General features: G+C 68.8%; 26 protein-coding genes. 10 read left to right on the forward strand and 16 right to left on the reverse strand.

Features of this window, described 5'->3' with window-relative positions; all coding sequences use genetic code 11:
* Both ACJ4V0_RS08160 and ACJ4V0_RS08165 read left to right on the forward strand, forming a co-directional pair.
* The gene (locus ACJ4V0_RS08160; RefSeq protein WP_448299077.1) at positions 1-1,329 is read left to right on the forward strand and encodes a malonyl-CoA decarboxylase; all 1,329 of its coding nucleotides are present in this window, start codon (positions 1-3) and stop codon (positions 1,327-1,329) included.
* A gap of 233 nt (positions 1,330-1,562) precedes the next feature.
* Entirely contained in the window at positions 1,563-2,123 is a 561-nt protein-coding gene (locus ACJ4V0_RS08165; RefSeq protein WP_448299078.1) for a lectin, read from the forward strand.
* Between the two features lie 74 nt (positions 2,124-2,197).
* Here the strand turns inward: ACJ4V0_RS08165 and pnp are convergent, their stop codons facing one another.
* Together pnp and rpsO are read right to left on the reverse strand one after the other, a co-directional pair.
* Positions 2,198-4,351: a polyribonucleotide nucleotidyltransferase gene (gene pnp, locus ACJ4V0_RS08170; RefSeq protein ID WP_448299079.1), complete on the reverse strand. Its 2,154-nt coding sequence runs from the start codon at positions 4,349-4,351 to the stop codon at positions 2,198-2,200.
* 248 nt (positions 4,352-4,599) lie between these two features.
* Positions 4,600-4,980, reverse strand: coding sequence for a 30S ribosomal protein S15 (gene rpsO, locus ACJ4V0_RS08175; RefSeq protein WP_448299080.1), 381 nt, complete (start codon positions 4,978-4,980; stop codon positions 4,600-4,602).
* A 102-nt stretch (positions 4,981-5,082) separates the two neighbouring features.
* Between rpsO and ACJ4V0_RS08180 the strand changes: the two genes are divergently transcribed.
* A complete protein-coding gene (locus ACJ4V0_RS08180) occupies positions 5,083-5,571 on the forward strand; it encodes an MmcB family DNA repair protein (protein WP_448299081.1) in 489 nt (162 codons plus the stop codon).
* Between the two features lie 4 nt (positions 5,572-5,575).
* Here ACJ4V0_RS08180 and ACJ4V0_RS08185 read toward each other — a convergent pair whose 3' ends face one another.
* Both ACJ4V0_RS08185 and ACJ4V0_RS08190 read right to left on the reverse strand, forming a co-directional pair.
* On the reverse strand, positions 5,576-6,148 hold the full coding sequence (locus tag ACJ4V0_RS08185; RefSeq protein ID WP_448299082.1) for an ActR/PrrA/RegA family redox response regulator transcription factor: 573 nt from the start codon (positions 6,146-6,148) through the stop codon (positions 5,576-5,578).
* Between the two features lie 76 nt (positions 6,149-6,224).
* On the reverse strand, positions 6,225-7,601 hold the full coding sequence (locus ACJ4V0_RS08190; protein WP_448299083.1) for an ActS/PrrB/RegB family redox-sensitive histidine kinase: 1,377 nt from the start codon (positions 7,599-7,601) through the stop codon (positions 6,225-6,227).
* Between the two features lie 118 nt (positions 7,602-7,719).
* Here ACJ4V0_RS08190 and ACJ4V0_RS08195 point away from each other — a divergent pair, with 118 nt between their 5' ends.
* Positions 7,720-8,433, forward strand: coding sequence for an extensin-like domain-containing protein (locus ACJ4V0_RS08195; protein WP_448299084.1), 714 nt, complete (start codon positions 7,720-7,722; stop codon positions 8,431-8,433).
* Between the two features lie 3 nt (positions 8,434-8,436).
* Here ACJ4V0_RS08195 and ACJ4V0_RS08200 read toward each other — a convergent pair whose 3' ends face one another.
* The 4 genes from ACJ4V0_RS08200 to ACJ4V0_RS08215 form a co-directional block, all read right to left on the reverse strand.
* Positions 8,437-8,664: a hypothetical protein gene (locus ACJ4V0_RS08200; RefSeq protein ID WP_448299085.1), complete on the reverse strand. Its 228-nt coding sequence runs from the start codon at positions 8,662-8,664 to the stop codon at positions 8,437-8,439.
* A 4-nt stretch (positions 8,665-8,668) separates the two neighbouring features.
* Positions 8,669-9,832: a radical SAM family heme chaperone HemW gene (gene hemW, locus ACJ4V0_RS08205; protein WP_448299234.1), complete on the reverse strand. Its 1,164-nt coding sequence runs from the start codon at positions 9,830-9,832 to the stop codon at positions 8,669-8,671.
* 67 nt (positions 9,833-9,899) lie between these two features.
* On the reverse strand, positions 9,900-10,517 hold the full coding sequence (gene thiE / locus ACJ4V0_RS08210; RefSeq protein WP_448299086.1) for a thiamine phosphate synthase: 618 nt from the start codon (positions 10,515-10,517) through the stop codon (positions 9,900-9,902).
* 145 nt (positions 10,518-10,662) lie between these two features.
* Complete coding sequence (locus tag ACJ4V0_RS08215) at positions 10,663-11,364, reverse strand: lysophospholipid acyltransferase family protein (RefSeq protein ID WP_448299087.1); 702 nt, start codon at positions 11,362-11,364, stop codon at positions 10,663-10,665.
* Positions 11,365-11,591: 227 nt separating this feature from the next.
* Here ACJ4V0_RS08215 and argB point away from each other — a divergent pair, with 227 nt between their 5' ends.
* From argB to ACJ4V0_RS08230, 3 genes are read left to right on the forward strand one after another with little or no spacing between them, the layout of a single operon-like run.
* Complete coding sequence (gene argB, locus ACJ4V0_RS08220; RefSeq protein WP_448299088.1) at positions 11,592-12,488, forward strand: acetylglutamate kinase; 897 nt, start codon at positions 11,592-11,594, stop codon at positions 12,486-12,488.
* Positions 12,481-13,485: a DUF1036 domain-containing protein gene (locus ACJ4V0_RS08225; protein ID WP_448299089.1), complete on the forward strand. Its 1,005-nt coding sequence runs from the start codon at positions 12,481-12,483 to the stop codon at positions 13,483-13,485. Before argB ends, ACJ4V0_RS08225 begins: the two co-directional genes overlap by 8 nt.
* Positions 13,485-14,186 (forward strand): pyrimidine 5'-nucleotidase, encoded by a 702-nt coding sequence (locus ACJ4V0_RS08230; RefSeq protein ID WP_448299090.1) that lies wholly within the window; start codon positions 13,485-13,487, stop codon positions 14,184-14,186. The genes ACJ4V0_RS08225 and ACJ4V0_RS08230 overlap by 1 nt, the downstream gene beginning before the upstream one ends.
* Here ACJ4V0_RS08230 and ACJ4V0_RS08235 read toward each other — a convergent pair whose 3' ends face one another.
* The 8 genes from ACJ4V0_RS08235 to ACJ4V0_RS08270 form a co-directional block, all read right to left on the reverse strand.
* Entirely contained in the window at positions 14,187-15,659 is a 1,473-nt protein-coding gene (locus ACJ4V0_RS08235) for a coiled-coil domain-containing protein (RefSeq protein WP_448299091.1), read from the reverse strand.
* 11 nt (positions 15,660-15,670) lie between these two features.
* Positions 15,671-16,615 (reverse strand): DUF6384 family protein, encoded by a 945-nt coding sequence (locus tag ACJ4V0_RS08240; protein WP_448299092.1) that lies wholly within the window; start codon positions 16,613-16,615, stop codon positions 15,671-15,673.
* Positions 16,616-16,667: 52 nt separating this feature from the next.
* Positions 16,668-17,864 (reverse strand): RLV_5639 family protein, encoded by a 1,197-nt coding sequence (locus ACJ4V0_RS08245; protein ID WP_448299093.1) that lies wholly within the window; start codon positions 17,862-17,864, stop codon positions 16,668-16,670.
* 86 nt (positions 17,865-17,950) lie between these two features.
* Complete coding sequence (locus ACJ4V0_RS08250; protein WP_448299094.1) at positions 17,951-18,697, reverse strand: SGNH/GDSL hydrolase family protein; 747 nt, start codon at positions 18,695-18,697, stop codon at positions 17,951-17,953.
* 76 nt (positions 18,698-18,773) lie between these two features.
* Positions 18,774-19,835, reverse strand: coding sequence for an AbrB family protein (locus tag ACJ4V0_RS08255; protein WP_448299095.1), 1,062 nt, complete (start codon positions 19,833-19,835; stop codon positions 18,774-18,776).
* 68 nt (positions 19,836-19,903) lie between these two features.
* Positions 19,904-20,320, reverse strand: a complete 417-nt coding sequence (rnk, locus tag ACJ4V0_RS08260; RefSeq protein ID WP_448299096.1) for a nucleoside diphosphate kinase regulator — start codon at positions 20,318-20,320, stop codon at positions 19,904-19,906.
* Positions 20,321-20,585: 265 nt separating this feature from the next.
* The gene (locus ACJ4V0_RS08265) at positions 20,586-22,232 is read right to left on the reverse strand and encodes a cisplatin damage response ATP-dependent DNA ligase (protein ID WP_448299097.1); all 1,647 of its coding nucleotides are present in this window, start codon (positions 22,230-22,232) and stop codon (positions 20,586-20,588) included.
* Positions 22,229-23,272 (reverse strand): ligase-associated DNA damage response exonuclease, encoded by a 1,044-nt coding sequence (locus ACJ4V0_RS08270; protein WP_448299098.1) that lies wholly within the window; start codon positions 23,270-23,272, stop codon positions 22,229-22,231. The genes ACJ4V0_RS08265 and ACJ4V0_RS08270 overlap by 4 nt, the downstream gene beginning before the upstream one ends.
* Positions 23,273-23,359: 87 nt before the next feature.
* Here ACJ4V0_RS08270 and ACJ4V0_RS08275 point away from each other — a divergent pair, with 87 nt between their 5' ends.
* Genes ACJ4V0_RS08275 through ACJ4V0_RS08285 form a run of 3 tightly spaced genes read left to right on the forward strand, consistent with a single transcriptional unit; the run spans position 23,360 to position 25,397 of the window.
* Entirely contained in the window at positions 23,360-23,530 is a 171-nt protein-coding gene (locus ACJ4V0_RS08275) for a hypothetical protein (protein WP_448299099.1), read from the forward strand.
* Positions 23,531-23,537: 7 nt separating this feature from the next.
* A complete protein-coding gene (locus ACJ4V0_RS08280) occupies positions 23,538-24,161 on the forward strand; it encodes an SCO family protein (protein ID WP_448299100.1) in 624 nt (207 codons plus the stop codon).
* Between the two features lie 54 nt (positions 24,162-24,215).
* Complete coding sequence (locus tag ACJ4V0_RS08285) at positions 24,216-25,397, forward strand: DNA recombination protein RmuC (RefSeq protein ID WP_448299101.1); 1,182 nt, start codon at positions 24,216-24,218, stop codon at positions 25,395-25,397.
* The last annotated feature ends 6 nt before the right edge of the window (positions 25,398-25,403 follow it).

Raw genomic sequence — 25,403 nt, forward strand, 5'->3', positions numbered from 1 at the left:
ATGACCTTCGTCACCGACCTCCTGTCCACCGTCTCCCGCCGCAGCCGCGCCCTGATCGGCTGGAAGCCGGCCGAACTCGACCCGCGCACCCCTGCCGACATCTGTGTCCTCGCCCGCACCCTGCTGTCGCGGCGTGGTGAAGCGTCGGGGACGGCACTGGCCCGCGACATCCTCGCCGCCTTCCGGCGTCTCGACACGGCGGGCCGCCTTGCCGTTCTCCGCGACTTCGCCGAGGGGTTCGGCGCCGACCCGGCCCGTCTCGACGCCGCCATCGCCGCCTACCAGGCAGACCCCTCGCCCGCCGCCGCCGCGGCCCTGCATGTCGCCGCCGAGCCGCGTCGCCAGGAGCTCATCCGCCGGCTGAACCTTGCCCCGCACGGCACCCTGGCGCTCGTCAGGCTGCGCGACGACCTCCTTGCCCAACTGCCTGCCCATCCCGATCTGAAGGTGCTGGACGACGACCTCGTCCATCTCCTCTCGTCATGGTTCAACCGGGGCTTCCTCGTCGTGAAGCGCATCGACTGGTCGACGCCGGCCAACATCCTCGAAAAGATCATCCGCTACGAGGCGGTGCACGAGATCCGCGACTGGGACGACCTCAGGCGGCGGCTCGAGCCGGAAGACCGGCGCTGCTACGCCTTCTTCCACCCGCGGCTGGAGGACGAGCCGCTGATCTTCGTCGAGGTGGCGCTGACGGCGGAAATTCCCGCCGCCATCGGGCCGCTGATCGCCGAGGGCGGCACGCCGCTCGCCGCCGACGAGGCGCGCGTCGCGGTGTTCTATTCCATCTCCAACTGCCAGACCGGCCTTGCCGGAATTTCCTTCGGTTCGCTGCTGATCAAGCAGGTGGTGGAGGAACTGAAGCGCGAGCTGCCGAAGCTGACGACCTTCGTGACGCTCTCGCCGGTGCCGGGCTTCGCAAAGTGGCTGGCGAAGGAGCGAAGGACCGAGACCGGCTTCCTGCTCGACGAGGAGCGGGCCCTGCTGGCTGCGCTCGACGAGCCGGACTGGCGCGCCGACACGGCGCGGGCGCAGAAAATCGACCGGGTGCTGGCGCGCGGCGCGGCCCGTTATTTCCTCCTCGCGAAGAGCTCCGGCAACCGCCCGCTCGATCCCGTCGCCCGCTTCCATCTCGGGAATGGCGCCCGGCTCGAACGCATCAACACCGGCGCCGATCTCTCCGAATCCGGCCTTTCCCAGTCCCACGGCGTGATGGTCAACTACCTCTACGACCTGCCGCGCATCGAGGAGAACCACGAGGCCTATGCCGAGCGCCGCGAGGTGGTGGCGAGTTCCGCCGTGCGCAAGCTGGCGGAGGCGAGGGGCTGAAAGGCGCGATCTTCCGCAACGTAACTTGATTACCTGTCTCACCCACCTGTGTGTTGGTGGGTCGCGCGGGCCTTCCTAGGCTCGTCGCAGATGCCGGCCGATGGCCTCGCCGTGCGGCGCACAAGGCATCGCGACAGGGCGGAGGATCCCATGACCACAGGCTTCAGGATGGCGCTGGCGGGCGCCGGCGCGCTCGTGCTGCTGGCCGCGCCGGCCGCGGCGCAACAGACCCCATGGGCTTCTTCATCACCTCGGCGCCGCTGGCGGGCGGCAACCTCGGTGGCCTGGAAGGCGCCGACCGGCACTGCCAGGCTCTCGCCGCGGCGGCGGGCGCCGGCAACCGCACCTGGCGCGCCTATCTGTCGACGCAAGGGGCCGGCGCGGTGAACGCCCGCGACCGGATCGGGAGCGGCCCCTGGGCCAATGCCCGCGGCGTCGTCATCGCCGCTTCCGTCGCCGAACTGCACGGCACCAACAACCTCACCAAGCAGACGGCGCTCACCGAGACCGGTGCCGTGGTGAACGGGCGCGGCGACACGCCGAACCAGCACGACATCCTCACCGGCAGCCAGCCGGACGGCACGGCCTTCTCCGGCGAGGCCGACCGAACCTGCGGCAACTGGACCAGGGGCGGCGAGGGCTCCGCCATGGTCGGCCATCACGACCGTATGGGCCTCAACACCGAGCCGCCGGCGCTCTCCTGGAACTCCTCGCACCCCTCGCGCGGCTGCGACCTGCCCTCCCTGCGCGCCACCGGCGGCAACGGCCTGTTCTACTGCTTCGCGGCGAACTGAGCGCCCGGACTGAAACAGGAAAGGGCGGCCCCAGGGCCGCCCTTTCGTAGTCTCCGGACCTGAAAGGCCGGGGATCAATCGACCGCGTCGCCCTCTTCGGCGGCGACCGCTTCCTTCTGCTTCTTCTCGAGGTCCTCGCCGGTCGCCTGGTCGACGACCTTCATGGACAGGCGCGTCTTGCCGCGATCGTCGAAGCCGAGCAGCTTCACCTTCACCTTGTCGCCCTCCTTGACCACGTCGGTCACCTTGCCGACGCGGTTGCTGGCGAGCTGCGAGATGTGGACGAGGCCGTCGCGCGAACCGAAGAAGTTAACGAAGGCGCCGAAGTCGACGACCTTCACCACCGTGCCGTCGTAGATCATGCCGAGCTCGGGCTCCTGCGTGATCGACTTGATCCAGTTCACCGCGGCGCGGATGGCTTCGCCATTGGCCGAGGCCACCTTCACGGTGCCATCGTCCTCGATGTTCACCTTGGCGCCGGTCTTCTCGACGATCTCGCGGATCACCTTGCCGCCGGTGCCGATCACTTCGCGGATCTTGTCGGTCGGGATCTTGAAGCTCTCGATCCGCGGTGCATGCTCGCCGAGCTCGGCGCGGGCCGAGGTCAGCGCCTTCGACATCTCGTTCAGGATGTGCTCGCGGCCGCCCTTGGCCTGTCCGAGGGCGACCTTCATGATCTCCTCGGTGATGCCGGCGATCTTGATGTCCATCTGCAGCGAGGTGATGCCCTCGGCGGTACCGGCGACCTTGAAGTCCATGTCGCCGAGATGGTCCTCGTCGCCGAGGATGTCGGAGAGCACCGCGAAACGCTCGCCCTCGAGGATCAGGCCCATGGCGATGCCCGCCACCGGACGCTTGATCGGCACGCCCGCATCCATCAGCGCCAGCGAGGCGCCGCAGACCGTGGCCATCGACGAGGAGCCGTTCGACTCGGTGATCTCCGAGACGACGCGGATCGTGTAGGGGAACTCGTGGCGCTCGGGGAGCATCGGATGGACGGCGCGCCAGGCGAGCTTGCCGTGGCCGACTTCGCGGCGGCCCGGACGGCCCATGCGGCCGGCTTCACCCACCGAGAAGGGGGGGAAGTTGTAGTGTAGGAGGAAGTTCTCCTTGTAGGTGCCGTTCAGCGAGTCGATGAACTGCTCGTCCTCGGCGGTGCCGAGCGTGGTGACGACCATCGCCTGCGTCTCGCCGCGGGTGAACAGCGCCGAGCCGTGGGTGCGCGGCAGGATGCCGACCTCGGAGACGATCGGGCGCACCGTGACGAGGTCACGGCCGTCGATGCGGCTGCCGGTGTCAAGGATGTTCCAGCGGACGACCTTGGCCTCCAGCTCCTTGAACACGGCGCCGGCGACCTGCTTCTCGTACTTGCCTTCGCCTTCACCGGTGAAGGCCTCGAGGGCCTTCTTCTTGACCTCGCCGACGGCGGCGTAGCGGGCGCTCTTCTCGCGGATGGAATAGGCGGCGCGCAGGTCCTTCTCGACCAGCGCCAGCATCTCCTTCTCCAGCGCCGAATGGTCCGGCGGAGTGAAGTCGCGCGGCTCCTTGGCGGCCTTCTCGGCCAGCGAGATGATCGCGTTGATGATCGGCTGGAAGTACTTGTGGCCGAACATGACGGCGCCGAGCATGGTCTCCTCGGAGAGCTCCTGCGCCTCGGACTCCACCATCAGGACGGCGTCGGCGGTGCCGGCGACGACGAGGTCGAGCTTGGAGTCCTTCATGTCGTCGATATAGGGGTTCAGCACGTATTCGCCGTCGATGAAGCCGACGCGGGCGGCACCCACCGGACCCATGAAGGGCACGCCGGAGAGGGTCAGCGCGGCGGAAGCGGCGACCATGGCGAGCACGTCGGGATCGTTCTCCATGTCATGGGAGAGCGTGGTGATGACGACCTGCGTCTCGTTCTTGTAGCCGTCGACGAACAGAGGGCGGATCGGACGGTCGATGAGGCGGGAGATGAGCGTCTCGCGCTCGGTCGGCTGACCCTCGCGCTTGAAGTAGCCGCCCGGGATGCGACCCGCGGCGAAGTACTTCTCCTGGTAGTTGACGGTCAGCGGGAAGAAGTCGAGGCCGGGCTTCGGCTCGTAGTTGGAGACGACGGTGGCGAGCACGGTGGTCTCGCCATAGGTGGCGAGCACGGCGCCATGGGCCTGGCGGGCGACCTTGCCGGTCTCGAGCACGAGCTTGCGACCACCCCAGGTGATCTCCTCGCGATGGGTTTCGAACATCTTGTTTCCTTTCTCGGACGGATCGGACGGCGGACGGCCATGCGCAAGACGGCGAGGGGCTCGACGTCAGGATCTAGTGATCCCGAGCCCCTTGCGATCCTGCCATGGCGGTCGGCTTGTCCAGTGGATTGGCCTTGTTGGCGCGCCGGCTGCGCGGGTCGCAGTTGGCGATGGAGCACGGACGCCGCGACGGCGTCCGGAATGCGGCTCGGCCCCGCGCGGTGATCCGTCGGGGCCGGTCCGAAATCTTAGCGGCGGATGCCGAGGCGCTCGATGAGCGTCTTGTAGCGGGCCTCGTCCTTGCGCTTGACGTAGTCGAGCAGCGAGCGGCGGGCAGAGACCATCTTCAGGAGGCCGCGGCGGGAATGGTTGTCTTTGGCGTGGGTCTTGAAGTGTCCGGTCAGATTGGTGATGCGCTCGGTGAGGATGGCGACCTGCACCTCGGGCGAACCGGTGTCGCCGGGCTTGGTGGCATATTCAACGATGAGTTCGGCCTTGCGGGCGTCGGAAATCGACATCGGGTGTTCCTTCTGTAGGGATCGATAGGTGCGGCCGGGCCGGGATGTCGTCCAGCGCGGTCGAATGGCCGTGATGCGCGACGGGCGCGCAAGCACGTTCCGGCGGCCCATGCGGGCTGCCGAAGGCGCGGCTTATACACGAAAATGGCAGCAAGGGAAGGGACCGGGCACGTTCCCGTTTCATTCCCACCCGATCCGCGGCATGATCGCCTGATGACCGGCTTTGCCGCAGCCCGCCTCCAGCCACCCGTCGATGGCCGCCAGTCCGGGCGGGCGCTCGCCATCGCGCGCGGCGCGACGCGGCTTCTCGCCGCCCTGGATTTCGCCGTGGTGCCGGAACTGGCGCTGCCTTCGGGCCGACGCGCTGATCTCACCGCGCTCGGTCGCGACGGCACGCTCTGGATCGTCGAGGTCAAGTCGTCGGTCGAGGATTTCCGCTCCGACCGCAAGTGGGGCGACTACCGCGCCCATGCCGACCGGGTGCTCTTCGCCGTGGCGCCGGACTTTCCGACAGGCATTCTCCCCGAGGAGGCCGGTCTCATCCTGGCCGATGCCCATGGCGCCGAACTGTTGCGCGAGGGCGAGGCCTTAGCCCTGCCGGCACCCACCCGCAAGGTCATGATGCTGCGCTTCGCCCGCATCGCGGCAGGCCGCATGACACTGCTCTGTGACCCCGAGGCGCGGGGGCAGACGGACCTCTGAGCCCTCAGCGCGGCGCGCGCTTGGCGAGGATGCGCTGCAGGGTGCGCCGGTGCATGCCGAGTCGCCGGGCGGTTTCCGACACGTTGCGCCCGCACAGTTCGTAGATGCGCTGGATATGCTCCCACCGCACGCGATCGGCCGACATCGGGTTTTCCGGCAGATCGGCGGTCTTCCCGGCGACCGCGAGCAGCGCCGCGAAAACCTCGTCCGCATCAGCGGGCTTGGCGAGATAGTCGACTGCGCCGAGCTTCACGGCCGTCACGGCAGTGGCGATGTTGCCGTAGCCCGTGAGGATGACGCCGCGCGCATCGGGCCGCGCCGCGTTAAGGGCGGAGATGACGTCGAGGCCGTTGCCATCGCCGAGACGCATGTCGACCACCGCGAAGGCGGGCGGGTGCTTAGCCACGGCGGCCAGACCGTCGGCGACGCTCTCGGCGGCGGTCACCACGAAGCCGCGCGCCTCCATGGCCCGGCACAGCCGCTGCAGGAAGGGCCTGTCGTCATCGACCACGAGCAGGGAGCGATCAGCGGGAAGCGCAATCTGGGGCGCCAGCGCGGCGGATTCGGTCTCGACCATAAAAGTCCTCCTCCCGGGGCGGATACGGCATGGTATACAGATGCTCTCGTGGATGTAGGCCCGGGACGCCCGGTTCTCAAGAAGCCACCGCCGGCACGGGCTGTGCCGCAATTGTCGCAGGGGGGCCGCCGAAGGCACTGCGCGGCCAGACCACCTCGACCGCAGTGCCGGACTCGAGCCCCGGCCGGTTGCGGTAGGTGATGCGGGCCCCCGAGCGCTGCAGCAGCGTCTTGGCGATGAACACGCCGAGGCCGAGGCCCGACTTCTCCTCGCCCGGATCCTCGCCCTGCACGGCGCGCCGCCCGCGTCCCTTGCCCCGGTGGGTGAGATAGGGTTCGCCGATCCGGTCGAGGATTTCCGGCGCAAGGCCCGGCCCGTCGTCGAGGATGGTGACGGTGACCGTCTCGCTGTCCCAGCGCGCGGTGATGACGACCGAGGACCGGGCGAAGTCCACGGCATTCTCGACGATGTTGCCGAGCCCGTAGAGCAGGCCGGGATTGCGGGCGATGAGCGGCTCGCCGCCCCGCTTCTCCGGCAGGTCGACGCTGATCTCCACGCCGAAGTAGCGGTGCGGCTGCACCACCTCCTCGATCAGTTGCGCAAGGGTCATGGTGTCGAAGGGCGCATCCCCGCTCGCCAGGCTCTTCAGCTTGGCGAGGATGTCGCGGCAGCGTTGCACCTGCTCGCGCAACAATGCCATGTCCTCGCCGATCGGACCGTCCTTGGGCAGGACCCCGGCCAGTTCCTTGCTGACGAGGGCGATGGTGGCGAGCGGCGTGCCGAGTTCATGCGCCGCCGCGGCCGCGAGGCCGTCGAGCTGCGACAGGTGCTGCTCGCGCGCGAGAATGAGTTCGGTCGCCGTCAGCGCCTCGGTGAACTGGCGCTGCTCCTCCGCGACCTGCCAGACATAGACGCCGATGAAGGACAGGCAGAGCAGCAGCGCAATGAAGACGCCGGCGAGGTAGAGCGGCGGCAGCCTCAGGTCGTTCGTCCATTCCCAGGGCAGCGGCAGGTGCAGGAACAGGACGACGCTGGCGCAGATCACCGTCAGGAGACCGAGGAGCAGCGTCACGCGCGGCGGCTGCGACGTCGCGGAAATCAGCACCGGAGCGAGGAAGAGGAAGGCGAAGGGGTTTTCCAGCCCGCCGGTCAGGTAGAGCAGAATGGCCAGTTGGAGGATGTCCCAGGCGAGCGACAGCCCCGCTTCGGTCGGCGACAGGCGGTGGTTGGCGGAGTAGCGCAGGCGGAGCGCGATGTTGAGCCAGGCCGACGCCGCGACCGCCAGCAGGCAGAGGTCGAGCGGCAGATCGGAATTGAGGCCCCAGTAGACGGCCAGGATCGCCGCCGTCTGGCCGACGATGGAGAACCAGCGCAGCCGGATGAGCGTCTCGAGGCGCAGGCTCCGGTGCCAGGGCGCGGCGTCGATCATGGGCAGGGAGAGTGAGGACGGCATGCAACGAAACTAGGGTGTTCGCCGCCGGAATGCCATGCGCCGTCGCCGCTCCCGCCAGCGGCGCCATGCCGCGCCGGCACCCGGGAACATCGACCGCCGCCGCCGGTTAGGCTCGCCCATGGCCATCCGCATCGCCCGCCTCCTGGTCCTGCCGCTGATCCTTGGTCTGATCGCGGTCGCGGCGCTGATTGCCACCGGACGCATCACGCTGCCGCCGCGCTACGACCCCTTCGCGCCGTTCGACGTTGCGGAGGATCCGGGGTTCCTCACCCGCTTCAAGTTTGCGCGCGCCCGCGCCGACGGGGAGCTCTGCCGCGCAGCCCTTGCCCGCGGCGGCATTGCCTTCGAGCCGGTGGCCGACCGTGTCACGGGCGAGGGCTGCGGCTTCACCAATGCTGGACGCATCGGCCGCCTCTCGACCGCATCCCTCGCCTCGCCGGTCATCCTCGCCTGTCCGACAGCCCTGACGCTGGCGGCCTATGAGCGCCACCAGCTCGCTCCCGCAGCCGCGGCCCTTCTGAACGGGCGCATCGTCCGCATCGAGCATCTCGGGACCTATGCCTGCCGCAACATCAATCACGCTGCGACCGGCCGGCGCAGCCGCCACGCCACCGCCGAGGCCATCGACGTTAGCGGCTTCGTGCTTGCCGACGGACGGCGGCTGACGCTCACGGCGGACTGGTCGTCATCGGACGAGGCTCGCGCCGGATTCCTGCGGGCGGCCCGCGACGGCGCCTGCCGCTGGTTCGGTGTCACCCTGTCGCCGGACTACAACCTGCTGCACTATGAACACTTCCACCTCGACACCGGAGGCGGGCGGGCCTGCCGCTAGGTGCTAGCCATCCTTGCGAGCGATGAGGACGAGGTCGTCGTTGGAGGCGATATGGATCAACCCAGCTTCTTGGGTGAGAATTCCAACGCCTTCTCCGAGATATTCCCACACGTCCCTGGGATAGTCCTGCGCGTATTCGCGGCCATCGATTGAAAACACCACGACGCCCGCCATGCCATGCAGCATCACGGCATCGCCAACCCGAACCGGTTCGCCGCTCTGAAACAGCATGGCGCTAATCCGACTGTGCCAGATCGGCGACGACAGCGTTCAGCACGGGGAAGCCCGCCGCCGTGACCTTCAGCCGCCCGCCCGGCAGGCGCTGGACGAAGCCCTCCTGCTCCAGGAAGGCGATGCGTTCGGGGTCGAGCGGCGTGCCGGACAGCGCCTCGTAGCGGGCGAGATCGATGCCCTCGGCGAGCCGCAGCCCCATGACCAGAAACTCGTCGGCATTTTCGATCTGGACGAGCTGCTCTTCCGCGACGATGCCTGAACCCTGCCGGTCGACCAGGTCCAGCCATGTTTCGGGATGCTTTTCGGTCGCGGTCGCCACGCGGCCGTTGCCGAGCGTCAGCCGGCCGTGGGCGCCGGGACCGGCGCCGACGAAATCGCCGGAGCGCCAGTAGATGAGGTTGTGCCGGCATTCGGCGCCCGGCCGGGCATGGTTGGAGATCTCGTAGGCCGGCAGCCCGGCGTCCGCGCAGACGTCTTGCGTCAGGTCATAGAGCACACGGCCCATCTCGGCGTCGGGCATGGCGAGCTTGCCGGCCTTGTGCAGCGCCTCGAACATAGTGCCGGGCTCGATGGTGAGTTGGTAGAGCGAGAGGTGCTCGGCGGCTTCCGCGATGGCGCGCCTCAGTTCCGCCTCCCAGCCGGCCTCGGTCTGGCCGGGCCGGGCATAGATCAGGTCGAAGGAATAGCGATCGAAATGCCGGCGGGCGACATCGACCGCGCGCAGCGCCTCGTCCGCCGAGTGGGTGCGGCCGAGGCTCTTCAGGTCGGCGTCATCCAGCGCCTGGACGCCGAGCGAGACGCGGTTGACGCCAGCGGCGCGGAAGCCCCTGAAGCGCTCCGCCTCGACGCTGGTCGGATTGGCCTCGAGCGTCACCTCGCAATCGGGCGCCACCGCCCACAGCCGGGCAATGGTATCGAGGACAGCGCCGACCGTTGCCGGCTCCATCAGCGAGGGCGTGCCGCCGCCGAGGAAGATCGACGACACCGAGCGGCCCGGCGTGCGCCGCGCGGCTGTGCCGAGTTCCCGCGCGAAGGCGGCGACGAAGCGCGCCTGGTCGGGCGGCACATGCCGCACATGGCTGTTGAAGTCGCAGTAGGGGCATTTGGAGGCGCAGAAGGGCCAATGGACATAGACCCCGAAGCCGGGATCGCCGCTGGCCCCCATGCCGGGCAGGATGATGGTCATGGCGATCCGATAACCCCTCGGGCCGCCGAAGGCCAGCCGGCCGAGTTCACTCCCCCGCCGGCTCCAGCGCCAGCCATTCGCGCGCCCGCGTCTCCGGATCGTCCGCCTTCGCGATGTCGGAGACGACGGCGATGGAATCGGCGCCCGCCGCATAGACCGCCGGCGCCCGCTCCAGCGTGATGCCGCCGATGGCGACAAGCGGGATCGACCCGATGCGCTTCTTCCACGCCCCGATGCGCTCCAGCCCCTGCGGGGCGAAGCGCATGGCCTTGATCGTCGTCTCGTAGATCGGGCCGAGGGCGATGTAGTCGGGCTTGTGCGCCAGGGCCGCCTCAAGCTCCGCCTCGTCGTGGGTGGAGACGCCGAGCGTCAGGCCCGCGGCGCGGATCGCGGCGACATCGGCGGTGGCGAGATCCTCCTGGCCGAGATGGAGGTGGCGCGCGCCGCCGACGATGGCGGCGTGCCAGTAGTCGTTGATCACCAGCCGGACCGGCAGCCCGTCCACCGACTCCACCGCTTCCCTCACCAGCGCCTCGGCCTGCGCCTCACCGAGATCCTTGACCCTGAGTTGGATCGTGCCGACGCCGAGGCGGGCGAGATCCATCAGCATGCGAATGCTCTCGACCACGGGATAGAAGCGGTCGGGATAGGGGTTTCGTGTCATGGCCTCACTCTCCTGATGGCGGTCGTGCGGGCTCATGGCCCCCGGGGGCAGGCCGAATGTGATGCCGGGGCCGGGCAAGTCAAGGTGGCCGGAACGGGATCTGAGGCAGTTCGCGCCGGCCGCAGGCGTCCGGCGGCACCTCGCCTCAACCGATTCTCTTCCGTTCCTCTTCCATGACACGCTCGGCGCGCGCCATCATCTCCCCTGCCTTCAGGCCCGGCGGAATCGGCGGCAGGCAGGACAGGGTGATGGTGCCGGCGCGCTTGGGCCCGCCGCCGATGCCCCAGAACCGACCTGAATTGACCACCACCGGCAGCACCGGCACGTCGAGCCGCCCATAGAGCAGTTCGACGCCGCGCTTGAAGCTGATGGGCTCGTCGGGTTCCTTGCGCGTGCCTTCGGGAAACAGCAGCACCGGGCGGCCCTCGCCGAGCGCCTGCTTTGCGCCTTCCACCATGCGGCGCAGCGCCTGGGTGCCGAGTTCGCGGTCGATGGTGATCATCGGCGATTTGCGCAGGTACCAGCCGAAGACCGGGATCCTGAGCAGTTCCTCCTTGGCGACGATCACGACATCCGGGAACAGTTTGATCAGCGCCATTGTCTCCCAGGTCGACTGGTGGTTGCAGACGATGAGACAGGGCCCGGCCGGACGGTTCTCCCGGCCGATCTCGACGTGATCGAGGCCGACGACGGTTCGCAGAAGCCCCATGACTCCGGCGACCCACACGCGCGAGGCGGCGCGAACGCGGCGCGGATCGACCCAGGCGAGGGCAGGAATAAGCGCGCCGAACAGGGCGGTCCAGGCGCCGAGAAGCAGGTCGAAAACACGAGATCGGAGGTTGGTCATGGTCTCCGACTGCAAAGTATGAGGGTCCGACCGCCGCGCGAGGCCGGTTCGCAGATGCCATAGGGGGTGAGGCCATCCCTGTCACCCCCGGCGATCGGATGCGCCGTGAAGATGGCAGCCGGAAGGCGCACGGCGCCGATGCCGTTTGCAGCCTTTCGCGGTGCCCCGGAAATCGGCTAAGACCGCCGCCACCGTCGCGCGCCGGGACGCGACCTTCGGAGCCGCCCATGACGTCGCACATGCCCCTCGACGCCCACGACATCGGCCGCGTTCTCAACGAGGCGCTGCCCTACATGCAGAAGTACGACGACGAGATCGTCGTGGTGAAATATGGCGGCCACGCCATGGGCGACGAGGGCGGCGCGCGCTCCTTCGCCCGCGACATCGTCATGCTCGAGCAGTCCGGCATCAATCCGGTCGTGGTCCACGGCGGCGGGCCGCAGATCGGCCAGATGCTCGCCAAGCTCGGCATCAAGAGCGAGTTCGTCGACGGCCTGCGCGTCACCGACAAGCAGACGGTGGAGATCGTCGAGATGATCCTCGCCGGCTCGATCAACAAGCAGATCGTCGGCTTCATCAACGCCGCCGGCGGCAAGGCCATCGGCCTGTGCGGCAAGGACGGCGACATGGTGAAGGCGGCAAAGGTCAGCCGCACCACGCGCGATCCCGATTCCAACATCGAGCGCGCGGTGGATCTCGGCTATGTCGGCGAGCCGGACAAGGTCGACACCAAGGTGCTCGACACTGTGCTCGGCAAGGAACTCATCCCGGTCCTGGCGCCGGTCGCCACCTCGGTCGAGGGTGACACCTACAACGTCAATGCCGACACCTTCGCCGGCGCCATCGCCGGCGCGCTCAAGGCGAAACGCCTGCTGCTGCTGACCGACGTTCCCGGCGTGCTCGACAAGAACAAGAACCTGATCAAGTCGCTCTCGGTCGAGGACTGCCGCCGGCTGATCGCCGACGGCACCGCCACCGGTGGCATGATCCCCAAGATCGAGACCTGCATTTACGCCATCGAGCGCGGCGTCGAGGGCGTGGTCATCCTCGACGGCAAGACCCCGCACGCGGTTCTCGTGGAGCTGCTCACCGATGGTGGCGCCGGCACGCTCATTCATGCGTGAAGCGATCGGCATCGCCGTCGCGGCCGTCATCGCCGCGGCGGCATTGGCCGCGCCCGCTCTGGCGGAGACCCGCCTGTGCAACCGCACCAGCGTGGTCACCGAGGCGGCGATCGGCGTCGTTGTCGGAGACACGGCGGCGACGCGCGGCTGGTTCCGGCTCGACCCCGGTCAGTGCCGCGCCATCCTGCAGACCGCCGAGGCGCCGGGCCGCCTGTTCCTGCACAGCCGGCCGGTTGGCGAGGCGCACGGCGCTTCGCTGGGCCAGCCCGAGCAGATGAACCTGTGCATCGGTGACGGCGATTTCCTCGTCCCGGCGGCGCAGTCCTGCCGGCAGCCGAATACGCGTCTCGCCGGTTTCGTCGAGGTCAGGCCCACCGTCGTCGAGGGGATCGGCATCCTCTTCCTGTCCGAGGAGGCCGACTACGACCTGCCGCAGGCGCGCAAGGCCGGCATCCAGCGGCTGCTGACCCGCATGGGCTACGATCCTGGCCCCATCGACGGCCTGGAGGGACCGAAGACCGATGCCGCGATACGCGCCTTTGTGACCGATCTGAACCTGCCTACCGACGCCACCCAGTCGCCTGACATCTTCGACCGCCTGCTCGCCGCGCTCCGTGCGGGCGAGGGGCCCGGCTTTGCCTGGTGCAACGAGACCGGCCACCGCGTCATGGCGGCGCTCGGCACGGATCAGGGCGGACGCATTGTCACCCGCGGCTGGTACCGCATCGAGGCCGGCACCTGCCTGAAGCCGCCGATCGAGGGATCGCCGGCCCGCATTCTGTCCTTCGCCGAGGCTGTCGACGCGGAGGGCCGGCCGGTCGAGCGCAACGGTCGGCCGCTGCTGTTCGGCGGCGATGTGACCGCCTGCATCCGCCCCAGTGAGTTCGAGATCGCCGGCGCCGGGGACTGTGCCGCCCATGGTGGTTCGCCGGCAAAGTTCCTGCCCGTTTCATTCGACGGGCGCCGCCGCGCCGCGTTGCGCTTCCGGGAGCCGTGATGACCGACGCTGCAACGATCCGCGCCGCCCTCGCCCATGTCGAGGCGTGGATCTTCGACCTCGACAACACGCTCTACCCGGCGCACCTGTCGCTGTGGGAGCAGATCGACGCCCGCATCAAGGGCTACGTCTCGAAGCTCCTGGACATCTCCGATGACGAGGCCTTCAGACTCCAGAAGGATTATTACAGGCGCTACGGTACGTCCATGCGCGGGCTGATGATCGAGCACGGCATGAGCCCCGACGACTTCCTCGCCTATGTCCACGACGTCGACCACTCGCCGCTGCAGGCCAATCCCGAACTAGGCGCCGCCATCGCCGCCCTGCCCGGCCGCAAGTTCGTCTTCACCTCCGGCACGCATTCGCATGTGGCGGCGGTGACGCGGCGGCTCGGCATCGAGAACCATTTCGACGGGGTGTTCGACATCGTTGACGCCGGGCTGCTGCCGAAGCCGCATCGACCGACCTACGAGAAGTTCCTCGCCGACCACGGCGTCGATCCGGCGCGCGCGGTCATGTTCGAGGATCTCGCGCGCAATCTCGAGGCGCCGCATGCGCTCGGCATGAAGACGGTCCTCGTGGTGCCGGAGCGCACCCGCGAGGTGTTTCGCGAGGCCTGGGAGTTCGAGGGCCGGGACGACGACCACGTCGACTTCGTCACCGACGACCTGACCGCCTTCCTGGTGATGCTGCGGCTCTGATCAGAACCGGCCGCCGGTTTCGAACCCGTCGTCGCCTCCACCACCCCCGCCGCCGCTCCACGAGCCGCCGCTGTCGGAGGAGCCGCCACCGCTCCATGAACCGCCGGACGAGCCCCCGCCCCAGGAACCCCCGGACGAGCCGCCACCCCAGGACCCGCCGCCGCCCCAGGAGCCGCCACCGCCCCAGGAACTCTGGTCGTTGCGGCTCCAGCGCCGCCCCTGCTCCATGCGTGACCAGTAGTCGGCCCCGGTAATGACGCCGGTGACAAGGCCGCGCAGCAGCGCGCCGACCACGTCGTTGCTGAACACCGAGCCGTCGGCGTCGTAGCGGCGCTGCCGGAAACCGGTCGCCACCTGCGACACCTCGGACCGGCGCCGGGTCAGTTCGGCAAGTTCGGCGCGGACGCGTTTCGCCTCGATGTCGAAACGGTCCTGGCTCTCGCGTAGCATCCGGATGCGGCCGACGATGGCCTCGTCCTCGGGAGAGGGGGTCCGCAGGGCCTCGGCATAGAGGCGCTCGATGTCCTCGCGCCGCAGGGTTTCCGCGAGCAGGCCGATGGCCTGGCGGAAGCGGTCGTCCTCGCCGCGCGCGAAGGCGCCCGCCCGCTGGTCGAGAGCCTTGTGCCGTTCCTCGGCCGCCGCGCGGGCTGCATCGAGGGCGTCGAGTTTCTGCCGGTGGCCGGCGATCTCGGCCTCGGCCGCATCGCCGCCGGTGCCGAGGAAGGCGGTCTTCTCCATCGCCTTCACCCGCTCGACCGCGTCCACGGCCAGCGCCGCGCTGCGGTTTGCGTGCTCGCGCAAGCGCTTGGGGATCTCCGTCAGGCGGGCGTAGTTCGGCCGCGCATCCTGATAGCGCACCAGGCGCGCCACCCATCCGTCGAGAAGCCGCGCGACATTGCCCGCCTCGTAGGCCTGCGTCGCATAGGTCCGCTTCCACAGGTACATGAACAGCGCATCGTCCTCGTAAGGCTTGCGCTTGGCCTCCAGTTCTTCCTCGGCGAGCCTCGCCTTCTTCTCCGACTCCTCGGCGATATGGACGATCCGGTCGGCCTCGGCCCGGGTCGCCACGTAGTCGCTCTTCGCAGCCAAACCGACCTGCGCTTCGTTCTGCACGGCGTCGCGGCGTTCCTCGGCTTCCGCGAGGCGGCGGGCGAAGTCCTCACGCTCGGCGGCGATGCGCTCGATCTCACCCTCCACGGCGGCAATCTCGGCCTCGAGCCTGTTGCGGTCGTTAAGGCGCAGGGCGAGGATCGCCCTGACGTCGGTCGCCACCTGCGTCAGCCGCCCCCCGAGGCCGCTCTCGCTCTTCAGGCGGAAGACGGCGAGGTCACGGAAGCGCTCCGCCTCCTCGGCCCGCGCCTCGGCGCTGCCACGGCTGGCCTCGTCGAGGCGCCGATTGATCGCGTTCTCGGCCTGCCGGATCTCGGCGAGGGCGCCTTCGATGCCGCCGAGGGCTGAATGTCCGGGGATCATGCGCTGCCCTCCTACCAGCTCGTGATCGCGCCGCCCGGCAGCGTCTCGCGCCAGGTCGGATCGAGCTGGCCGCGCAGCTTGCGGCCAAGGATGGCGTTCTGGACGATGCCGTCGTCGCGCTTGTCGGCCTCGACCTGCCGGTAGAGGCTTTCCGGAACGCGGACGCCCCATTTGGTGACGACCTTCGTCGTCGCGTCCTCCTCGGAGGTGATGGTGCGCGACAGCGGTCGGCCGTCGCGGCCGATCGCCTCGACGATCAGGTAATAGTTCATGGCGTTGGGGTTGCGGCGCGGACGCCGCCAGACGCCGGTCGATTCGCCCGGCCGTGAGACGATGCGCACGTCGTATTCGGTACGGATGTCGTCGCGCAGGCGCTCGAGCTCAGCCACCACGGCCCGGGCGGACACCGCCTTGCCGTCGCGGGCGGCAATCGTGCCGTCGGTCACCAGGGCCGCGACCCGCGTGCGCACGGCATCCACCGTCGCCTCCCGGTTGATGTCGGCGGAGAGCCGCGTGATCGCGGCGGGAATCGTCTGCGTCAGTTCGGTGCGCGCCACATAGCCCTGGTAGGACAGCACGCCGGCGCCGATGGCGAGCGCCGCCAGGGCCCCGAGCGCCCATTTTCCCCATCTGCCGCGGGTCACGTAGAGCCGCGCCATCTTCACGGAGAAGCTGTCGCGCGGCGGCTTGTAGACGAAGCGCTCCTCCCGCAGCGCCTTGACGCCCTGGCGGAGGATTTCGTCCGGAACGTCGATGCCCTGCTTGCGGTAGATGTCGCGCAGGCGCTCGATCAGGTCCACCTCGCGGTCGCCCTCGGCGAGCTCGCGCTCGGTGATCTTCTGGTCGTGCCTGAGCGTGTCGACGACATCCATGGCGAGCATGATGTCGTCGAGCTTGGAAGACTGCTGTTCCACCACCGGCGCGGCGACCGGAGAGGCAACGGCGGTGTCGGTCATCGGACGACCCTCCGGTCGGAACATGCGCGCACGGCGATACCGGAAGCCCGGATCACATGCCGAGCGCCGCGCCCTTCTCGGCGAGAGCCGCCAGGCGCTTCTTGCCGTCCTCGACCACGTCGCGAATCTCCCTGGAGTTCTGGGTCGACATCTTGCGCATCTCGAGGATGATCTCGCCGGATTTCTCCTGGAAGGAGACGACGCTCTCGACCAGCTTCTTCACCGCGTCGGCCCGGACCGTCGGGCCGTAGCCGGCGCGCAGCGCCTCTTCCTGCACCTTGTCGCCGATCTCGGAGAGAGTCTCGAGCGACTTCGAGACGCCCTCCTTCATCTCGTTCAGCGTCCGGGTCGATTCGTGCAGGCCCTGCAGGCCGGTGAACGAGGCCTTCAGCGCGGTCAGCACCGCGTCGTTGGTGGAGAAGAACGAGATGGCCTGGGCATAGACGCGCTCCTTGGCGTTCGTCGTCTGCATCAGGCGCGCCATGATGACCTCGGAGGTGTTGTAGCCGATGGTCAGGTTGTCGGAGAGGTCCTTGGCGATCTGGTAGCGCTTCTCCTCGTCCTGCATCTCGCGCAGCTTGGTGTCGCGGACGAGTTCGAGATTGGCGCGCTCGGCCGGCACCGTGCCGGTGTAGGCCGCGACCGCCTCGGAGGCGGTCTTCAGATCGGCCTGCCTGGCCTGCAGCGCCTCGTAGGCCTTCTCGAGAACCTCGAGGGCCTGCACCTCGGCCTGCTTCAGCGCGCCGCGGAAGTCGCGGTAGGCGTCGAGGATGGTGACCTCGCGCTGAATCTGGTCCTTCGTGGCGCGCGCAACGTCGAGATAGACGGTGCGGATACCGTCGAAACGGGTGGCGATATCGCCGCGGCGGACCTTGGTCCAGATGTTCTCCAGCCGCTCGAAGGTCGAGAGCTTGCCGTCGGCGAGTTGGTCGACCATGCGCTTGGCGTCGTCACGAATGGAGTTGAAGCTCCTGGTGATCAGCTCGTAGCGCTCGCCGATCTCCATGCCGGCAACCTGATTGCGGACCACCTCGTTGAACACGCCGACCTGGTTGAGGGTGCGCGCGATCATGGTCACACGGTCCTGGTCGAGGTGCGAAATCTTCTGCAGCAGCGGGATGATCGGCTGCTCGTCGATCTTGGAGGGCATCAGCCCCAGGTCGCGCAGCACGCCCGTGGCGCGGTCCAGATACTGCATCGGCGAGGGAACGACGGTCGTGGTCGTCGTCGGCGTGGTGGTCGTGTTCATCGCTACGCTCATCTGGCCAGAACCGGCCCGCCGCCGGCCTGGTCAATGTGGTGGGCGCCTGCCCCAAAGGCAAGACGCCGCCAGGTTCAGCGACCGGCCGTGCGGACGATGGTTCCGGCCACCTGCTGCGCCATGCAGTCGTGACCCGCCGATGTCAGGTGCAGGCCGTCGAAGGCGATGAGGGAGTCGAAGGCGCTGCGATTGCTGACCGCCAACCGGTACATGGCATCGTAGCGGCGCACCACCGGAGCCCCGGAACGGGCGCCCTCCGAGGCGATGATGCCGGCAAACTGGGCCGTACGCGTGCCGCGTTCGGCCCAGCGGGAATATTGCGGGTCGACCAGAACGGCATCGGCGCCGGCCGCCCGGATGGCGGCGAGGCCGCCGGCAACCGTCGCCCTGAACGCCTCGGCGGAGACGCCGAAATTGGCGTCGTTGGTGCCGAGCTGCCAGACGACCAGCGTCGGCTGGTGCTGCGCGAGTTCCGCCCTGAGCCGTCCTGCCGCACCCGATGCGGTCTCGCCGGAGACGCCCGACACCACCACCTCGATGACGGAGTTCGGCCACCGCGCCTTGATCATGGGTCCGAGACGATGGGCAAAGCCCGCGCCGCCGCTGCCGACGCCGGCCGTGGTCGAGGAACCGATGGCGAGGACGCGCACGGTCTGGCGCGCCCGGATGCGCGCGGATGTGCGCGGCAGCGACCCGCCGGCGGTCGCCGATGCGACAGCGGGAACCGAGCAGCGGGCCTCGGCGGATTCGGTGGCGGCGGGAAGGGCGAGGATCGCGGCGAGAGCGGCGATGGCGGCATGCGGGAGGCGAGGACGAAACATGCACGGACCCCGAAGTGACGATATGGCTATCGATAGCGGAAGAAAACCCGCCTCCGCAACGTCCTTGCGCGAAAAGTCAGTCTTTCTGTGGCGGCCCGAGCACGATCCGCGCCGCGACCGGCAGGAGAAGTGCAATGCCGACGAAGCGGACGATGTGGTGGGCGCCGACGAAGGCGGGGTCCATGTCGAGGACGAAGGCGAGGATCGCCATGGCCTCGATGCCGCCGGGCGCATAGGCGAGAACCACCTTGCCAACCGGAAGCCCGGCGATCCACGCGACCGCCAGCGCCACCACGAGCGTCACCGCGATGCCGATCAGGAAGGCGCCGACCGAGGCGCGCGCCAGCCGCCTGAGTTCGGCCATCGATGTTCCGGCGAAGCGGGCGGCGATAAGGACGCCGATGACGACGAAGCCGATGATCATAAACGGCTCCGGCACGGTCGCCGTGACCGTTCCCGACCCATGCAGAACCGCGCTGGCGAACATGGCGCCGACGGTCGCCCCGCCGGGCACCCCGAGCCTTTCCATGCCGAGGCCACAACTCACCGACAGGACGAGCAGCAGAACGAGCTCCGTCCAGTTGGCCGTCGTCGGGGACGATGGCGGCGCGACCGCCGTGCCGCCCATGCCGGCGATCGACAGCAGGCCGGGAAGCACCGCCATCAGCAGAAGCAGGCGCACGCTCTGGATCACCGCGACGCTGCGGGTGTCGGCCGGCGAAGTCAGCGTCATGGCCATGACGTAGCTCAGCGCGCCGGGAATCGAGGCGAAGAACGAGGTGTGGCGGTTCATGCCCTCCAGGCGATGCAGATAGAGGGTGATCCCGGCCACGATGCCCGGCACCAGCACGGCGAGGCCGGCCATGGATACCGGCCATGACAGCATGAGACGGAGCGTCTCCGGCGTCACCGCCGATCCCATGACGGCGCCGAGCAGCAGGAAGGTCACCGTGGCGATCGGACCGGGAACATCGACCCGCAGACCGGCGAGGGCGAGGACGGTCGCCGCAATCAGCGCGCCCGACATCCAGGCCGCCGGCATGCCGAGCCGATGGAAGAGATAGCCGCCCGCCGCGCCGACGAGGCAGGGGACGACGAAGCTCGTCAGGAACCGGAGAAGGGCGGAAGCGCTGGGCATCGCGCCCCGCTTCGCATGAAGCGCGCCGGCAGGCAAAGCCGCCCAGACATGCCTGCCGGGCGGCAGCATCAGACCATGGGCGGCCTGACGGCCTGCACCGTCAGGCTGTGGGCATGGCCGCTCGGCCCGGTCCAGTCGAAGGACTGTCCCGGCGACAGGCCGATCAGCGCCGCGCCCACCGGTGTCAGGATCGAGATCCGTCCGGCGGAAATATCCGCTTCCGCAGGCATGACCAGCCGCACCGTCCGGCTCTGGCCGCTATCGGAGACATAGTCGACCTCGGAGCCAATGCCGATCACATCGGCCGGCCGCTTCGTCGGCGGCACGATGCGTGCCCGGTACATCTCGTGGAGCAGGACTTCGGCGACCGCGGGAAGCCGCTCGAGCGCCGACATGGCAAGGCCCGTGACGATGCGATGGTCGTTGTCGCTGACGACGATGGAGGGCATGGCGCGCCGCCGGCGTGGGGCAGTGGAGGTGTTCATGTCGGGAGCTTTCAAAGCTGACGACGCACCCGCGACGCGGCGCCGGATGCGATGAGGATGATGGGACGGAGAAGAAACGGAAGCGCGTGCCGATACCGGATGAGCCCTCGCCCCATGCCCGGAGGCACGCAGGGGCCGGGCAGGGGTCAGAGGCCGAAGATCAGCCTGAAGGTCGGAGCGGCGAAGGGGGTGCAACGGATCATGAGCCGAACATGGCCCGTTTCTTCGAGGTGTCAAGGCGACACGCCGCCACCCCCTGCCCCGCTCACGGCCGGAGCTTGGCTTCCAGCGCCTCGATGCGGTCCGCCTCGCCGGGGGGCTTGTCCCAGCGGATGCGCGCGACGCGGGGGAAGCGCATGGCGATGCCCGACTTGTGCCGGGTCGAGCGCTGGAGACCCTCGAAGGCGATCTCCAGCACCAGCCCTTCGCGCGCCGTGTGGGTGACCTCGCGCACCGGGCCGAAGCGGTTGACCGTGTGATTGCGGACGAAGCGGTCGAGCCGCCCGAGCTCCTCGTCGGTGAAGCCGAAATAGGCCTTGCCCACCGGCACCAACTCCTCGGCGCCGGTCGCGCCGCGCCAGACGCCGAAGGTGAAGTCGGAATAGAAGCTGGAGCGCTTGCCGTGGCCGCGCTGCGCATACATCAGCACGCAGTCGACGACCATCGGATCGCGCTTCCACTTGTACCAGAGACCCTTCGGACGGCCGGGCAGGTAGGGCGCGTCGAGGCGCTTCACCATCAGCCCCTCGATGGCTTCCGCATCGTCGCCGGCCGCCGCGCTTTCCGGATCGAGACGTGCCGCCGCCAGCGCCGCCCAGTCGGGGAAGGCGATCAGCGGCGAGAGATCGATGCGCGGCGTCGACAGGCCGGCCACGAAAGCCTCAAGCCGGGCCCGGCGCTCGACGAAGGGCCGGTCGCGCAGGTCGACGGCGCCCTCGAAGAGCAGGTCGTAGGCGCGGATATGGGCCGGGGATTCCGCCAGCATGGCCGCCGTCACGCGCTTGCGGTTGAGGCGCTGCTGCAGCACGTTGAAGCTCTGCACCCGCGCCTCGCGCAGCACCAGCAGTTCGCCGTCGATGGCGCCGTCGAAATCCAGCGCCTCGACGATGTCGGGGAAGGCGCCTGAAATATCCTCGCCGGTGCGCGAATAGAGCCGCGCCACCCGCCGGCCGTCGGGCAGGGTTCCGCCGGCGGCCTGCACGCGGATGCCGTCCCACTTCCATTCGGCGGCGAAATGCGCCGCATCGAGCGCATCGAAGGCGTCGTCCTCCAGCGGATGGGCCAGCATCGGCGGCCGGAACGGCGCGGGGTCGAGGGCCTCGGGACGATCCGCCCTGCCCTCGACCCAGGCGAAGAGCTTTTCATAGGGGGGCTTGAGGCCGGGCCAGACGAGTTCGACCTCGTCGGCATCCCGTCCACCCAGCGCCGCGACGGCCGTCTTGGCGAGACGGGCCGAAACGCCGATGCGCAGGCCGCCGGTGATGAGCTTCAGGAGCGCCCAGCGGCCGGTCTCGTCGAGCTGGTCGAGCCAGCCGGCAAGCAGGGCGGGCAGGGCCGGTTTCGACGTCGTCGCCAGCGTCGCGACCACCTCGGCGAGGGTCGGAGGCGGCGGGCGGTTGTGGCCGGTTTCCGCCATGCCCGGCCCCGGCCACATCAGTGCGACGGTTTCCGACAGGTCCCCGACATAGTCGTAGGAGAGCGCGAAGAGCACCGGATCGGTGCGCTCGGCGATCAGCCCGCGGATGAGGCCGGCCTTGGCATGCCTGAAGGTCAGCGCCCCGGTCATGGCGGCGAGGGCCCAGCCGCGCTCGGGATCGGGCGTCGCGCGAAAATAGTCGGCGATCAGCGCCAGCTTGGCGTTGCGGCGCGGCTCGTAGGCGAGGCGGTCGAGGAGGGCGGCGAAGCGGTTCATGCGGTGGCGCCCGCCGGGCTCGCCTCGGCCTCCCCCTCGTCGCCATAGCCGACGAGCCGAAGCGGCCGCGCCGTCAGCCCCAGCGTCCCGCACCAGTGGACGAGCGCATCCTCCTGGCCATGCGTCACCCAGACTTCGCCGGCTCCGGTATCGCGGATCGTCTGCTGCAGCTCGTCCCAGTCGGAATGGTCGGAAATGACCAGCGGCAGCTCGACGCCGCCCTGTCGCGCCCGCGCCCTCACCCGCATCCAGCCCGAAGCAAAGGCCGTCACCGGGTCCGGAAAGCGCCTGGCCCAGAGATCCTTCATCGACCCAGGCGGGCAGATGACGATGGCGCCTCCGAGCGCGGCCTTGTCGGCCTCCTTGGCCAGGCGGATGTCGCCGAGATCATGGCCCTCGGCCTCGTAGAAGCGCGTCAGCTTCTCCACCGCGCCGTGAATATAGATGGGCGCGTCGTGGCCTGCGGCGCGGATCAGCGCCATGACCCGCTGCGCCTTGCCGAGCGAATAGGCCCCGACGAGATGGGCGCGGTCTGGGAACAGCCGCACCGAGGCGAGAAGCTTCGCAACCTCCCCCGCCTCGTCCGGATGGCGGAACACCGGCAGGCCGAACGTCGCCTCTGTGATGAAGACATCGCAGGGAACCACCTCGAAGGCCTCGGCTGTCGGGTCCGCGGCGCGCTTGTAATCGCCGGAGGCGACGATCGTCAGGCCCTTGTGGCTCACCGCGATCTGCGCCGATCCGAGGATGTGGCCGGCCGGAAAGAACGTGAACGTGACGCCGTTGATGACCGTCGGTTCGCCCCAGCGGGCCTCCTGCGTCGTGCCGCCGAAATCCGTGCCGTAGCGGATCGCCATGATCCTCAGCGTCGCGGCGGTGGCGAGCACCGCGTCATGTCCGGCGCGGGCATGATCGGAATGGCCATGGGTCACCAGCGCCCGCGGAACCGGCCTGACGGGATCGATGAAGACGTCCGCTGGCGGGCAGTAGAGCCCGCGCGGCGTCGGCAAAAGCAGGTCGTCGGGGCGCATCGCAGGCATGTAGTCTGGGCGGTCTCTCACGGAAAGGGGATCGGTCCTGCGGTTTCGCCTTTTGATTCCGGCGACGTGATGGACTAGATAAACGCCATGTCGACCAAGACAGTTCAGCAGCCTTCCTCCGACACGCCGCGCCTGGCGCTCTGGGCGACGGGGATCGGTGTCGCCGCGCTCGCGGCGGCCTCCGGCGTCCTGTGGTGGACCCAGGGGTCGAAGGTCTTCCTCGACACGCTGGCGGCCGGCCTCGCCTGGTGCTTCTGAGACGAACATGACGCAGGACAACAAGGTTCCCACCCGGCGGCGGCTGTCTGCCGCCCTGATCCTGTCGCTCGCCCTGCTCGTCGGAGGGCTCGGAATTCTGGCGGCGGTGGTGCATTTCACCATGCCGCGCGGCGGCCAGCTCGCCTCCAGCTCCTCGGCCATCGGCGGCGCCTTCAACCTCACCGACCAGAACGGCAAGCCCTTCACCGAGAAGGATCTCGCCGGCAAGCCGAGCCTCGTCTTCTTCGGCTTCACCCATTGCCCGGACATCTGCCCGACCAAGCTCTTCGAGATCACGCAGATGCTCGATTCGCTCGGCGCCGACGCCGGCAAGGTCAACGTGGTCTTCATCACCGTCGACCCCGAGCGCGACACCACCGAGCTGCTGTCGACCTATCTCGGCAGCTTCCACGCCGGCATCCGCGGCCTCACGGGGAGCGAGGAGCAGGTGACGCAGGCGATGCGCGCCTACCGCGCCTTCGCGCGCAAGGTGCCGCTCGACGCCGGCGGCTACACCATGGACCATACCACCTTCGTTTATCTGATGGACCGGCAGGGCCAGTTCGTCTCGACCTTCGACGTCGCGCGCGATCCCGCCAAGGCGGCCCAGGACCTGCGCCGCTACCTGTGAGGGGCGTTCCCTCTTCGTTCGGCACTGCCGGGCGAATCGCTTAAGCTGCGTCCCATGTCTGACATCATCCTCGTCATCGGTGGCCGCGCCATCACGGCCGGCGAACTGGCCTTCGGCCTTCTCGGCCTCTCCGTGCTCATGCTGGCGATCCTGTTCGTTGCGCTGCGCCGGCAAGCCTCCGCGCGCGCGCTGGAGGCCGAGCGCGCCGTCATCCACGCCCAGGAGATCGAGGAGCGGATGGGCGAGATGACGCGCATCCAGTCCGAGCTCACCGGGCGTCTGCAGGCGATGGCTGAGGGTCTCGGCTCGCGCCAGAACGATCTGGCAAGGCAGCTCGGCGACAGGCTCGACGGCATGTCGACGCGCATCGGGCAGTCGCTGGAAGGCCAGACGAAGACGACGGTGGAAAATCTCGGCAAGCTCAACGAGCGCCTCGCCGTCATCGACAGCGCCCAGAAGAACCTCACCGACCTTGCAGGGCAGGTCGTGACGCTGAAGGACGTGCTCGCCAACAAGCAGGCGCGCGGCGCCTTCGGCCAGGGGCGGATGGAGGCGATCCTCACCGACGGCCTGCCGCGCACCGGCTTCACCTTCCAGCCGACGCTCACCAACGGCAAGCGCCCCGATGCCGTCATCCGTCTTGCCGGCGACCCGCGCGGCCTCGTCGTCGACGCCAAGTTCCCGCTCGAGGCCGTCACCATGTGGCGCGAGGCCAAGGCCGAGGAGGTCAAGCGCCTCGCCGCCCAGCGCCTGCGGCAGGACCTCACCGTCCACATCAAGGATATCTCGGAGAAATACCTCATCCCCGGCGAGACGCAGGACATGGCGCTGATGTTCGTGCCGTCGGAGGGCATCTATGCCGACCTCAACGAGCATTTCGACGACGTCATGCAGAAGGCCTTCCGCGCCCGCGTGCTGGTCGTCTCGCCATCCCTGCTGATGCTCGCGGTTCAGGTGGTGCAGGGCCTTCTCAAGGACGAGCGGATGCGCGAGGAGGCCCGCGTCATCCAGAAGGAGGTCTCGCACCTCCTCGACGACGTCACCCGTCTCACCGACCGCGTCCTCAACCTGCAGAAGCACTTCGGCCAGGCCCAGGATGACCTCGGCCAGATCCTCACCTCGGCCGACAAGATCGCCAAGCGCGGCGGGCGCATCGAGGCGCTGGAGTTCGACGAGGCGACGGCGCCGCCGCCGCTCGCCAAGCTGCCGCTGAAGGGATCGATGGCGGCGGAGTGAGGCGTC

This window comes from Phreatobacter aquiterrae, assembly GCF_053471285.1.

What these genes read in the sequence shown, in the direction of transcription:
- ACJ4V0_RS08280 (WP_448299100.1), top strand. Translation starts at nt 23,538, where the DNA reads ATGACGCAGGACAACAAGGTTCCCACCCGGCGGCGGCTGTCTGCCGCC.
- thiE (WP_448299086.1), bottom strand. Translation starts at nt 10,517, where the DNA reads ATGACACGAAACCCCTATCCCGACCGCTTCTATCCCGTGGTCGAGAGC.
- ACJ4V0_RS08235 (WP_448299091.1), bottom strand. Translation starts at nt 15,659, where the DNA reads ATGATCCCCGGACATTCAGCCCTCGGCGGCATCGAAGGCGCCCTCGCC.
- ACJ4V0_RS08190 (WP_448299083.1), bottom strand. Translation starts at nt 7,601, where the DNA reads ATGCCGTCCTCACTCTCCCTGCCCATGATCGACGCCGCGCCCTGGCAC.
- ACJ4V0_RS08230 (WP_448299090.1), top strand. Translation starts at nt 13,485, where the DNA reads ATGACCGACGCTGCAACGATCCGCGCCGCCCTCGCCCATGTCGAGGCG.
- ACJ4V0_RS08285 (WP_448299101.1), top strand. Translation starts at nt 24,216, where the DNA reads ATGTCTGACATCATCCTCGTCATCGGTGGCCGCGCCATCACGGCCGGC.
- hemW (WP_448299234.1), bottom strand. Translation starts at nt 9,832, where the DNA reads ATGGGGGCCAGCGGCGATCCCGGCTTCGGGGTCTATGTCCATTGGCCC.
- ACJ4V0_RS08270 (WP_448299098.1), bottom strand. Translation starts at nt 23,272, where the DNA reads ATGCCTGCGATGCGCCCCGACGACCTGCTTTTGCCGACGCCGCGCGGG.
- ACJ4V0_RS08180 (WP_448299081.1), top strand. Translation starts at nt 5,083, where the DNA reads ATGACCGGCTTTGCCGCAGCCCGCCTCCAGCCACCCGTCGATGGCCGC.
- rnk (WP_448299096.1), bottom strand. Translation starts at nt 20,320, where the DNA reads ATGAACACCTCCACTGCCCCACGCCGGCGGCGCGCCATGCCCTCCATC.
- ACJ4V0_RS08250 (WP_448299094.1), bottom strand. Translation starts at nt 18,697, where the DNA reads ATGTTTCGTCCTCGCCTCCCGCATGCCGCCATCGCCGCTCTCGCCGCG.
- ACJ4V0_RS08185 (WP_448299082.1), bottom strand. Translation starts at nt 6,148, where the DNA reads ATGGTCGAGACCGAATCCGCCGCGCTGGCGCCCCAGATTGCGCTTCCC.
- ACJ4V0_RS08245 (WP_448299093.1), bottom strand. Translation starts at nt 17,864, where the DNA reads ATGAACACGACCACCACGCCGACGACGACCACGACCGTCGTTCCCTCG.
- ACJ4V0_RS08275 (WP_448299099.1), top strand. Translation starts at nt 23,360, where the DNA reads ATGTCGACCAAGACAGTTCAGCAGCCTTCCTCCGACACGCCGCGCCTG.
- ACJ4V0_RS08265 (WP_448299097.1), bottom strand. Translation starts at nt 22,232, where the DNA reads ATGAACCGCTTCGCCGCCCTCCTCGACCGCCTCGCCTACGAGCCGCGC.
- ACJ4V0_RS08255 (WP_448299095.1), bottom strand. Translation starts at nt 19,835, where the DNA reads ATGCCCAGCGCTTCCGCCCTTCTCCGGTTCCTGACGAGCTTCGTCGTC.
- ACJ4V0_RS08160 (WP_448299077.1), top strand. Translation starts at nt 1, where the DNA reads ATGACCTTCGTCACCGACCTCCTGTCCACCGTCTCCCGCCGCAGCCGC.
- ACJ4V0_RS08215 (WP_448299087.1), bottom strand. Translation starts at nt 11,364, where the DNA reads ATGACCAACCTCCGATCTCGTGTTTTCGACCTGCTTCTCGGCGCCTGG.
- pnp (WP_448299079.1), bottom strand. Translation starts at nt 4,351, where the DNA reads ATGTTCGAAACCCATCGCGAGGAGATCACCTGGGGTGGTCGCAAGCTC.
- ACJ4V0_RS08165 (WP_448299078.1), top strand. Translation starts at nt 1,563, where the DNA reads ATGGGCTTCTTCATCACCTCGGCGCCGCTGGCGGGCGGCAACCTCGGT.
- ACJ4V0_RS08240 (WP_448299092.1), bottom strand. Translation starts at nt 16,615, where the DNA reads ATGACCGACACCGCCGTTGCCTCTCCGGTCGCCGCGCCGGTGGTGGAA.
- ACJ4V0_RS08195 (WP_448299084.1), top strand. Translation starts at nt 7,720, where the DNA reads ATGGCCATCCGCATCGCCCGCCTCCTGGTCCTGCCGCTGATCCTTGGT.
- ACJ4V0_RS08225 (WP_448299089.1), top strand. Translation starts at nt 12,481, where the DNA reads ATGCGTGAAGCGATCGGCATCGCCGTCGCGGCCGTCATCGCCGCGGCG.
- ACJ4V0_RS08200 (WP_448299085.1), bottom strand. Translation starts at nt 8,664, where the DNA reads ATGCTGTTTCAGAGCGGCGAACCGGTTCGGGTTGGCGATGCCGTGATG.
- rpsO (WP_448299080.1), bottom strand. Translation starts at nt 4,980, where the DNA reads ATGGGCCGCCGGAACGTGCTTGCGCGCCCGTCGCGCATCACGGCCATT.
- argB (WP_448299088.1), top strand. Translation starts at nt 11,592, where the DNA reads ATGACGTCGCACATGCCCCTCGACGCCCACGACATCGGCCGCGTTCTC.